This window comes from Janthinobacterium sp. AD80, assembly GCF_002878455.1.
Lineage (GTDB): Bacteria > Pseudomonadota > Gammaproteobacteria > Burkholderiales > Burkholderiaceae_D > Janthinobacterium.
This window is the reverse complement of record NZ_NRDQ01000284.1, coordinates 1-9,004: the sequence shown is the minus strand read 5'-3', so window position 1 is coordinate 9,004 and position 9,004 is coordinate 1. Positions and strand designations below refer to the sequence as shown.

At 67.2% G+C, this 9,004-nt stretch carries 10 protein-coding genes and 1 pseudogene; 7 read left to right on the top strand and 4 right to left on the bottom strand.

Annotated features, from left to right (window positions below; all coding sequences use genetic code 11):
- The 3 genes from JaAD80_RS28675 to JaAD80_RS28665 form a co-directional block, all read left to right on the top strand.
- Positions 1–1,375 (top strand): triple tyrosine motif-containing protein (locus tag JaAD80_RS28675; RefSeq protein ID WP_180979650.1); only part of this gene is annotated, 1,375 nt, incomplete at its 5' end.
- Positions 1,376–1,513: 138 nt separating this feature from the next.
- Entirely contained in the window at positions 1,514–1,885 is a 372-nt protein-coding gene (locus JaAD80_RS28670) for a lysozyme inhibitor LprI family protein (protein ID WP_102299570.1), read from the top strand.
- A 144-nt stretch (positions 1,886–2,029) separates the two neighbouring features.
- Positions 2,030–3,001 (top strand): Kdo hydroxylase family protein, encoded by a 972-nt coding sequence (locus tag JaAD80_RS28665; protein WP_258003243.1) that lies wholly within the window; start codon positions 2,030–2,032, stop codon positions 2,999–3,001.
- A gap of 294 nt (positions 3,002–3,295) precedes the next feature.
- Here JaAD80_RS28665 and JaAD80_RS28660 read toward each other — a convergent pair whose 3' ends face one another.
- Complete coding sequence (locus JaAD80_RS28660) at positions 3,296–4,885, bottom strand: CYTH and CHAD domain-containing protein (protein WP_102299566.1); 1,590 nt, start codon at positions 4,883–4,885, stop codon at positions 3,296–3,298.
- A 139-nt stretch (positions 4,886–5,024) separates the two neighbouring features.
- On the opposite strand from JaAD80_RS28660, the gene mgrA reads away from it, so the two are divergent.
- A complete protein-coding gene (mgrA, locus tag JaAD80_RS28655; RefSeq protein ID WP_102299564.1) occupies positions 5,025–6,065 on the top strand; it encodes an L-glyceraldehyde 3-phosphate reductase in 1,041 nt (346 codons plus the stop codon).
- Between the two features lie 209 nt (positions 6,066–6,274).
- A complete protein-coding gene (locus JaAD80_RS28650) occupies positions 6,275–6,637 on the top strand; it encodes a hypothetical protein (protein WP_102299563.1) in 363 nt (120 codons plus the stop codon).
- Between the two features lie 12 nt (positions 6,638–6,649).
- On the opposite strand, the gene JaAD80_RS28645 is transcribed toward JaAD80_RS28650, so the two are convergent.
- The 3 genes from JaAD80_RS28645 to JaAD80_RS28635 form a co-directional block, all read right to left on the bottom strand.
- Positions 6,650–7,114, bottom strand: coding sequence for a DUF2244 domain-containing protein (locus JaAD80_RS28645; protein ID WP_102299561.1), 465 nt, complete (start codon positions 7,112–7,114; stop codon positions 6,650–6,652).
- A 73-nt stretch (positions 7,115–7,187) separates the two neighbouring features.
- A complete protein-coding gene (locus JaAD80_RS28640) occupies positions 7,188–7,493 on the bottom strand; it encodes a hypothetical protein (protein ID WP_258003242.1) in 306 nt (101 codons plus the stop codon).
- Positions 7,494–7,573: 80 nt separating this feature from the next.
- Positions 7,574–7,978: a hypothetical protein gene (locus JaAD80_RS28635; protein ID WP_258003241.1), complete on the bottom strand. Its 405-nt coding sequence runs from the start codon at positions 7,976–7,978 to the stop codon at positions 7,574–7,576.
- A gap of 292 nt (positions 7,979–8,270) precedes the next feature.
- Here JaAD80_RS28635 and JaAD80_RS28630 point away from each other — a divergent pair, with 292 nt between their 5' ends.
- Both JaAD80_RS28630 and JaAD80_RS28625 read left to right on the top strand, forming a co-directional pair.
- Entirely contained in the window at positions 8,271–8,588 is a 318-nt protein-coding gene (locus JaAD80_RS28630) for a DUF4148 domain-containing protein (protein ID WP_180979649.1), read from the top strand.
- Between the two features lie 146 nt (positions 8,589–8,734).
- Positions 8,735–9,004, top strand: a pseudogene (locus JaAD80_RS28625) (fusaric acid resistance protein); the annotation flags it as partial.

Sequence of the window (9,004 nt, the reverse complement as noted above, 5' to 3'; positions counted from 1 at the left end):
CCTGCGCGGCGCGCGCGGCGAAACCTTCCGCGGCGTGTCGGGCATCGTGCGCCTGCCCGGCGGCGACCTGTGGCTGCATGGCGCCGACGGTATCTACCACCTGGGTGCGGCCGCCATCGCCGCCTGGCTGAAGGACGGCGGCGCGGCGCCGCTCGACTACGAACGCTTCGATGCGCTCGACGGCCTGCAGGGCCACGCCTCGCAGCTGCGTCCCGTGCCGTCGCTGATCCACGCGCCCGACGGCCAGCTGTGGTTCGCCACCTCGGCCACCATCGCCATGCTCGATCCCGCGCACATCGCCCGCAACGCGCTGCCGCCGCCCGTGCAGATCACCGCCGTGCTGGCCGACGGCGCGCCGCACGCCATCGCTGCGGGCAAGCCGCTGCGCCTGCCCGAGGGCAGCAAGCGCCTGCAGCTCGACTTCACGGCGCTGAGCCTGTCGATGCCCGAGCGCGTGCGCCTGCGCTACCGCCTTGTCGGCGTCGACGAGCACTGGCAGGAAGCCCCCGGCCGGCGCGAAGCCTATTACACCAACCTGGCGCCCGGCGACTACCGCTTCGAAGTCATGGCGGCCAACGAAGACCAGGTGTGGAACCGCGAAGGCGCGGCGCTCGACATCCATATCGCCCCCACCTTCGTGCAGAGCCGCTGGTTCACGGCGCTGCTGGTGCTGGGCGGCGCGCTGCTGCTGTATGCCGCCTATGTGCTGCGCATCCGCCACCTGACGCGGCGCATGCACGAGCGCCTGCAGGAACGCCTAGCCGAACGCTCGCGCATCGCCCGCGCGCTGCACGACACGCTGCTGCAAAGCGTGCAGGCGCTGATCCTGTCGTTCCACGCGCACACGGGCATGCTGCCGAAAGGCACGCGTGAACGGGCGCGCCTGGACGGCACCTTGAACCTGGCCGAGCAGCTGCTGGTCGAAGGCCGCGACCAGATCCTCGACCTGCGCACGGTGGCCTCGCCCGATGAACTGGGACTGGCCCTGCAGCAGTTCGGCAAGGGCTTGTCCGAGCACCGCGCGCATGCGTTCCAGGCCACCACCACCGGCAACTGCCGGCGCCTGCAGCCGCGCGTGCACGATGAAATCTATGCGATCGCCCGCGAAGCGCTGTTCAATGCCTCGCGCTACGCGGAGGCGGCGCTGATCGAACTGGAGCTCGACTACGCGCCGCAGGCATTCACCCTGCGCGTGCGCGACAACGGCCGCGGCTTCGACGAGGCGCTGGCCAGCACGGGCCAGCGGCCCGGCCACTGGGGCTTGCCGGGCATGCGCGAACGCGCCGCCGCCATCGGCGCCAGCCTGCGCATCGCCAGCGAACCGGGCCAGGGCACGACGATCGAAGTCACGCTGCCCGGCAAGCTGGCCTACTAGCATGATGGCGCCAGCTGGCAAGCAGGACGCGCGGCGATAAGCGGATGTTGTAAGATGGGCAAGCGCCGAGGCGCCGCGTCTGCCTGGCCGCCGGCCGGCGCCGGACCGTTCTCCTCATTTACCTTCGGAAAGAAAACCATGAAAAAATTCCTGCTCGCCTTGCTCGTCCTCGCTTCCGGTTCCGCCTTCGCCAACTCGGCCTGCGACACGCCGCGCAACGACTTCGACGGCCTGTACTGCCTGAACAAGGTGTACCAGGAAGCGGACAAGGAACTCAACGCCAACTACAAGACGCTCGCCGCCAAGCTCGATGCCGGCGGCAAGCAAAAACTCAAGGCGGGCCAGCTGGCGTGGATCGCCGCGCGCAACCAGAACTGCTCCAAACGCGAATCCTCGGGCTTCTACGTGAACCTCGATTGCGCCACCCAGACCACCATCGAACGCGCGCAATTCCTGCAGGACCGCGTGCGCGAATGCGTGAGTGCCGGCTGCCAGAACAGCAAACTGTAGGCCAGGAGCCCGTCCCGCTGGCGAGCATCTTCCACCGGCAGCCCACCAGGAGCGCGCACAAGGGGGAATGCACATGGCGGGCCGCGCGACGGCGAGATAAATCCCGCGACGGCCAGTGCCCGCTGCCTGGGGCGCGGGCGGCGCATGCATTCCGCTACCGAGACGGACGCCAAGCCTGCGCTAGCGCAAACGATGACGGGCGGCGCCCGCGCATACTGGTGGACCCGATGCCGTCCCTGCGTGGCGCCCATGAGCAAGCTCATCGATCTTCCCGTCCTCCAGTGGGACGCTCCCTGTCATCCCGCCTGGCAGGTGGCGGCGCGGCAGGCGCTGGAAGATGGCCAGGTGGTCGTCCTGCCGGCGCTGGCCTTTGGCTTGCAGGCTGCCGAACTGCCGCTCCTGCAAGGCGCGGCCGGCGGCGCCAAGAATATCAGCTGGGACCCGGCGCGCGGCGTGCGCGGCCATGGCGACGCCCGCGACGCGGCCCTGCTGGCCGCGCTGATGCGGCGCTATGCGGGCCAGACGCGGCGCTTGCTGGCCAGCCTGCTGCCCGCCTACCAGCCGCATTTTCAGCAAGGCAAGACCAGCTTTCGACCCGTGGAAATCGCCGGGCGCGTCACGTCCTGGCGCAAGGACGACACGCGCCTGCATGTCGACAGCTTCCCCGCCTCGCCCACGCAGGGGAAACGCATCCTGCGCGTGTTTAGCAACATCCACCCGCAAGGCGCGCCGCGCGTGTGGAAACTGGGTGCGCCATTCGAACAGGTGGCGCAGCGCTTCCTGCCGCGCGCCGCCCGTCCCCTGCCCGCCACGGCGGCCCTGCTGCGGTGGCTGCGCGTCACCAAGTCCCGGCGCACGCCCTACGATCACTACATGCTGCAGCTGCACGACGCCATGAAGGCCGATCCCGCCTATCAGGCGCAGGCGGAGCAAGTCACCCACGCATTCGCGCCGGGCCAGACGTGGATCGTGTTTTCGGATGCCGTCTCGCATGCGGCCCTGCGCGGACAGCATGCACTGGAGCAAACCTGGCTGCTGCCCGTCACGGCCATGGCCGCACCCGAAAAATCGCCGCTGGCCATCCTGGAACGCCAGCTGGGCCGCGCGCTGGCGTAGCGCAACGACGCCAACCTGCGTCAGCCCAGCACAAGCCAGGCGATGCCCGGGAATGCATGGGCAGGCATGGGAAGGCATGAGAGGGCCTGGCAATAGCCGGCGTGGCGCGAATGGAAGCCGCGCCGCTGGCTTGCCGACCGACTGCCTGGCGGCCTCGCGTAGCCATGGCACGAGGTACCCGGCACCCGGCACACCGCAACGGCAACGGCAACAGCAACGGCAACAGCAAGAGCAACAGCAACAGCAACGGCACCGTGCGCGGCTGCCGACGCGCAGCCAGGACTGGCGGGCGTGCTATGCCGGCAAGCGCGCCGCCTTGAAGCGCCGCCAGGCCTTGCGCATGCTGCCATCGGCCACCTGCGACTGTGCGCGTGCCGCCAGGTAGCCGCGCAGGAAGGCTGCGTGCAGGCGCAACTCGGCGTGATCCGGCTGGCCATCGGGCAGCGCCTGCAGCAGGCGGTCCGCCACCTGCGCATCGTTAAGCCAGCCCAGTTCATCCTGCAGCGCCGACAAGCGTCCCACATACGGCTTCACGGCGCGCGCGGCAAACAGCGAAGCAAAGAATTCCGTCGCATAGCGCGTCTTCTTGGCGGCGATGCGCACGCGGTGCCGCTGCTGCGGCGTGGCGTGCAGCAGGCGCTTACCGCGCTTCATCAGGCGGCGCTGGTCCTTGCGCAAGGTACGGCGGGCAAACGGCGACACGCCCGCGTCCAGCTGGCGCAGCTGGCGCGCCGTGGCGATGTCGCGCCAGCCGCGCGCCTGCAGCCAGCGCTGCAGGCCCAGCATCCAGGCCGTATAGCGCGTGGCGTTGACGGCCTGCGCCGCCTGCGCATGCCTGATGCGCGCCTGCTCCTGCGCCGCCTGCACCAGTGCCGCCGCATCGGCCTTTGCCTGGCCATCGAGCTGCGCGAGGGTATGGCCGGCCAGCACATCCCAGTCGCGCGCCTCGCCCAGTGAACCGCCCAGCCAGTCGAGTTCCGTCTTCAGCGCGTCCGGCAGCGCCAGCAGGGAGTTGAACATGCCCAGCGCCGAGCGCAGGCGGCGCAGTCCCACGCGCATCTGGTGCAGGCTTTCCACGTCCTCGCCCGCCGCCACGCCATCCTGGTTGCCGCTCACCTGCTCCAGGCAATTGCCGAGGATGGCCTGAAAGCTTTGCTCCACCGTCATGCCCTCGTCGAGCCGCAAGGGCTGCGCCTTGACGGCGCGCAAAGGCTGTGATGCCGCGAGACGGTAGCCGCGCTCCGCCTTGCTCATGTGGCCCAGGCGCAGCGGCACGTCCTGCAGCAGGGCCAGCGCTACGTCGAACAGGCTGGCTGCCTGCCCCTGCTTCAGCTCCAGTTCGATTTCGCTGACGGGCACGCTGCGCGCGGCGCCGTCCACGCCGTGCTCGATCACGCCCTGGTCCAGCACGCACTCGATATGGTCGCCCTGCGGCGTGCGCAGCTGCCATGCCGTGCGCTCCATGCGCGTGCTGAACACGGGCTGCAAGCCACCGCGGATGGCATCCTTGCGCAGCAGCGCGCGGATCGGCTGCTTGCGGCCGATGGCCGCATCGAGTGCGTCGAGCTCGGGCGCGGGGCCGGCCACCTCGCCCTCCCATTCGTGGCGGCTGTGCAAGCCGCCGCTGCCGCTGCCGCCCGCCTTCAGGGTCTGCACCCAGTGCCCGTCCACATGGCGCACGCGCAAGCCCGCCTGGTGGCGGCACAGCTGCAGGTCGGGCGTATCGACATAGATATCGTGCATGTTCAGCACCTGCGGTTCGCCCGGCGCGCTTTGCGCAGTCGGCGTGTCGTGCGCAGGCTGTGCATATTGCGCCAGCAGCGGATGGGCGCGCAGGCGCGGCACGTCTTGCGGCGCCACCAGCAATTTCAATTCGATTTCCATGACCGCTCCTCGCTCGTCGCCTTTTCGTGAACAGTTATTGTAAGACGCGCCGCGCCTGGCGCAAGCGGCACGCATGCGGTCATGCACGCACCGCTTGATTTTGCGCGAAAATAGGCGCTTAAAACATTCTGGAGATGCCATGACCTACCACGCCGCCGAGAACCGCTATGACACCATGCAGTACCGCACGTGCGGACGCAGCGGCCTGAAACTGCCGCTGCTGTCCCTGGGCCTGTGGCACAACTTTGGCGACAGCAACAGCCTGGCATCCCAGCGCGACATGCTGCGCACCGCGTTTGACCTGGGCATCACGCATTTCGACCTGGCGAACAACTACGGCCCGCCGTACGGCAGTGCGGAAAGCAATTTCGGCAAGCTGCTGCGCGACGATTTCCTGCCCTACCGCGATGAGCTGATCATTTCCACCAAGGCAGGCTGGGACATGTGGCCCGGCCCGTACGGCCAGGGCGGCGGTTCGCGCAAATACGTGCTGGCCAGCCTCGACCAGAGCCTGCGGCGCCTGGGTCTCGACTACGTCGACATCTTCTATTCGCACCGCTACGACGCCGACACGCCGCTGGAAGAAACCATGGGCGCGCTGGCCACCGCCGTACAGCAGGGCAAGGCGCTGTATGTGGGCCTGTCCTCGTATTCGCCGCAGAAAACGGCAGAAGCGGCAGCCCTGCTGAAAGACTGGAAAGTGCCGTGCCTGATCCATCAGCCGTCCTACAACATGCTCAACCGCTGGATCGAGGAAGATGGCTTGCTCGATACCTTGCAGGCAGAAGGCATCGGCTGCATCACCTTCACGGCGCTGGCGCAGGGTTTGCTCAGCGATAAATACCTGGACGGCGTGCCGCAGGATGCGCGCGTCAACCGGCCCGGCGGCGGTTCGCTGATGCAACAGCACCTGAGCGCGGAAAACCTGGCCCGCGTGCGCGCCCTGAACCAGATCGCCGCGCAGCGCGGACAAACCCTGGCGCAGATGGCGCTGGCCTGGGTGCTGCGCGACCCGCGCGTCACCTCGACCCTGATCGGCGCGAGCAGCAGCGCGCAAATCCGTGAAAACGTGGCCGCGCTGCAGCAGCTGGCATTCACGGCCGACGAGCTGGCCGCCATCGACGTGCAGGCGCGCGAAGGCAACATCAATCTGTGGGCAGGGCCGTCGCGCGCCGTCTGAGCGAGCGCTTGCCGGTACTTGTGAAAGCGGCAATCTGGCGCTAGACTGCCGCCTTCACAACACGCCACCGGCCACCCGACCCACTGAAGTTCTTCCCTGCTGCCACTGTCTGCCTGCTGCTGTGCGCGCCCAGCGCCGGCGCCGGCGCCGCCAATTATTGCGACGCGCCGTCATGGTCGATCACCCATAACAAGAGCTACGACGAGGTGATGAAGATCGCGCAAAAGCGCGACAAGATCCGCGACGCCGAATGCAGCTTTACGGATGTGATCCTCAGGATACAGAACGAGGAAGCGGGCATCAGCCGCTATCCGGGCATCCTGCTCATCGCCGACGAGCGCGATGAACGCTTCGTCGTCACCAGCCGCGTCGGCGCCTACACCATCTTCACCTACCGCTACAACGACAAGCGCCTGCTGCAGTTCGCCATGAAGGATCACAGCTGGGAAGAAGGCGAACCGTTCCAGGCCGGCGCCTACAAGATCACGGGCGTGAAGGAATTCAAGACCTTCACCGGTTTCCCCGTCTCCCTGCTGGTGGTACAGACGTTCCAGTTTTACGGACCGAAGTAAGCCCCGCATCCTTCACGGTTCCAGCGGCGGCAGCCAGGCCAGCAGTTCCTGCGCCACCTGCCGCCGCCGTTCCGGCGTGGCAAAGGCGCCCACCTCGACGCGCGTGCCGCCGCAGCTGATGCGTATCAGCTGGCGCGGTCCCTCGGGCACGACGATGCGCGTGCACCAGGGACGAAAGCTGCTGCGCTGGCGCCGCCCGGCGCTCACCTGCTCGACGACCAGTACGCCGTCGCGCAAGGCCAGATGCTCGTAATCGCGGGCATGGCGCAGGTAGTACAGCAGGGCGATGGCCACCAGGGCCAGCTCGGCAAATGAAAAGACGGGGATATACCAGTAGCCGCGCAGCGCAAAGGCCAGGGCGATGGCGGTGGAAAACAGGCACAGCACGGCATAGGCGCGCAGCAGCTGGCGCACCGTCAAGGCACTGTGGCGCGTAAACAGCCATTGCGGCTGTTCCCGTGCAGTATCGCGTGGCATCTCGCCTCCCGCAACAGGAAGGGCGCCGCGTGCTCGCTGCCGCGGCGCGCCCTTCAGGATTGGCTTGCGCCGCTCAGGCGCCCATCTTCAGCAGCGCATGGCCCACATGCTGCCACCAGTGTTCGCGCGACTTGACCTGTTTCAGGCAGGACATGTCGATTTCCGCCGGGAACACGTGATCCTGGCAGACCCCGGTCTGCAGGGCATAGCGCTGGTTTTCCGCCGCCGCCAGGGCCACGACCAGCCAGAAGACCAGCGCCAGCAAGATCACCAGCAAGCTCCAGGCCAGGTGATTGGTCGTGCTTTTTTCGCCAAAAAATTCACGTGGCCGCGTCTCGCGGTACATCGACATCAAGTCTTTTTCTTTGTCTTCCGACATCTGCGTGTGCATCCCTGGTGACATCCTATCCTGTGCGGGCCGGTCGGCCTTGGCGGCGCCGGCGCCGCCCTGCCCGCATTTTACGCTGATGGCGCCAGAGCGGCAGTAATTCCGGCGCCCGTGCGCGGACAGGAAGGCGGCTCAGCTGGCTGAGCTGGCTCAGGGACGCCGTGCCGGCGCGGCGCCGGCGATTCGCTGTCGGCACCGGCTGGCGGCTGCGCAGGCGCCACGCTTTCCACGTGGTCGACGTCGATGTCGCCGCCGTCGGGCGCCGTGTTGAGCGGCTCCACGCCGGCCCGGTCGCCAGTACCGGCCGCATCGCTGTCGCTGTCGAGCGCTTCGGCGTCCTGGCCCGGCACGCCCTGCATGTCGCTGCCGCTGTCGGAACTGTCGCTGGGGCCGAGCGCCCCCTTGCCGTGGCCGCTGCCCAGTACGCGGTCGGGGGTGACGGGCAAATTGTCCGGATCAAGGCTGCTGCTGCTCATGGCTGACTCCCTTCACAAAAAATCTCGAACAACCATCGTACCCGCCTCGCCATGCCAACGGCGCACGGCTGCAATGCATTTCCGTCAAGAAAATGTCGCACCGCACAAATATTTTTAGAATTTACTTCACAAATGTACTATTCATTGCTATAGTTAATCCAAGTAAGCAAGTTCTCATCCAGAAATGCTTGATCGCTCCTGCGGCGCCCACCCGCGCCGCAGGAGCGAACCGACCGGTACGTGGCGATCCGGCCCATCCACCCAGCCATCATGTCTATATTGGAGTCTTATCATGCAAGCCAAATCACTGATCGCAGCATTGTTCGCCATCACCACCGCCAGCGCTGCCTTCGCGCAAAGCACCGCGCCAGCCGCCGCCAGCCAGCAGTTGACGCGCGCCGACGTCACGGCCGAATACCTCCGTGCCCGCAATGCCGGCGAAATCGCCACCAGCGAAGTGGACTATCCGAAAACGCCTGCCATCGCCGCCAGCAACGTGACGCGCGAGCAAGTCATGGCCGAGTTCTACGCCGCCCGCAAGGCTGGCCAGATCCCGCAAACGGAAGCGGACTTTGACGTCGCGCAAACGGCCAAGCACATCGCGAAATAAGAAACCAGTCAGCCGGTTTCAGCAAGTCAGTATGTCTGTAATACACCTCAGTTGCGGCGCAGCACCCCGGGCCACTCCCGGCGCTCACCGCGGCGAGCTGTGATTTTTCCCTGCCCCCCCAACACCATCGATTTCCGGAGTCTTGCATGTCCCTGCACCGCCGTCTGCTTGCCGCCAGCCTGATCCTTGCCTTGAGCGCGTGCGCCGACATGGGCCACATCGCGCCGCAATCGGCCATGCTCGACGCCAACAAGCTGCAGGCGAGCAAGGCCATGGATGCCGCCGCCAGCGCCGCCATCCAATGGCCGCGCGCACAATGGTGGCAGGCGCTGCAAGACCCGCAATTGAACCGCCTGATGGAGCAGGCGCTGGCCGACAGCCCCACCCTGCGCGGCGCCCAGGCGCGCGTGCGCCAG

Coding starts and splice junctions, on each gene's coding strand:
- JaAD80_RS28645 (WP_102299561.1), bottom strand. CDS start 7,114: ATGCCACGCGATACTGCACGGGAACAGCCGCAATGGCTGTTTACGCGC.
- JaAD80_RS28635 (WP_258003241.1), bottom strand. CDS start 7,978: ATGAGCAGCAGCAGCCTTGATCCGGACAATTTGCCCGTCACCCCCGAC.
- JaAD80_RS28660 (WP_102299566.1), bottom strand. CDS start 4,885: ATGGAAATCGAATTGAAATTGCTGGTGGCGCCGCAAGACGTGCCGCGC.
- JaAD80_RS28640 (WP_258003242.1), bottom strand. CDS start 7,493: ATGTCGGAAGACAAAGAAAAAGACTTGATGTCGATGTACCGCGAGACG.
- JaAD80_RS28665 (WP_258003243.1), top strand. CDS start 2,030: ATGCATTCCGCTACCGAGACGGACGCCAAGCCTGCGCTAGCGCAAACG.
- JaAD80_RS28670 (WP_102299570.1), top strand. CDS start 1,514: ATGAAAAAATTCCTGCTCGCCTTGCTCGTCCTCGCTTCCGGTTCCGCC.
- JaAD80_RS28630 (WP_180979649.1), top strand. CDS start 8,271: ATGCAAGCCAAATCACTGATCGCAGCATTGTTCGCCATCACCACCGCC.
- JaAD80_RS28650 (WP_102299563.1), top strand. CDS start 6,275: ATGAAGATCGCGCAAAAGCGCGACAAGATCCGCGACGCCGAATGCAGC.
- mgrA (WP_102299564.1), top strand. CDS start 5,025: ATGACCTACCACGCCGCCGAGAACCGCTATGACACCATGCAGTACCGC.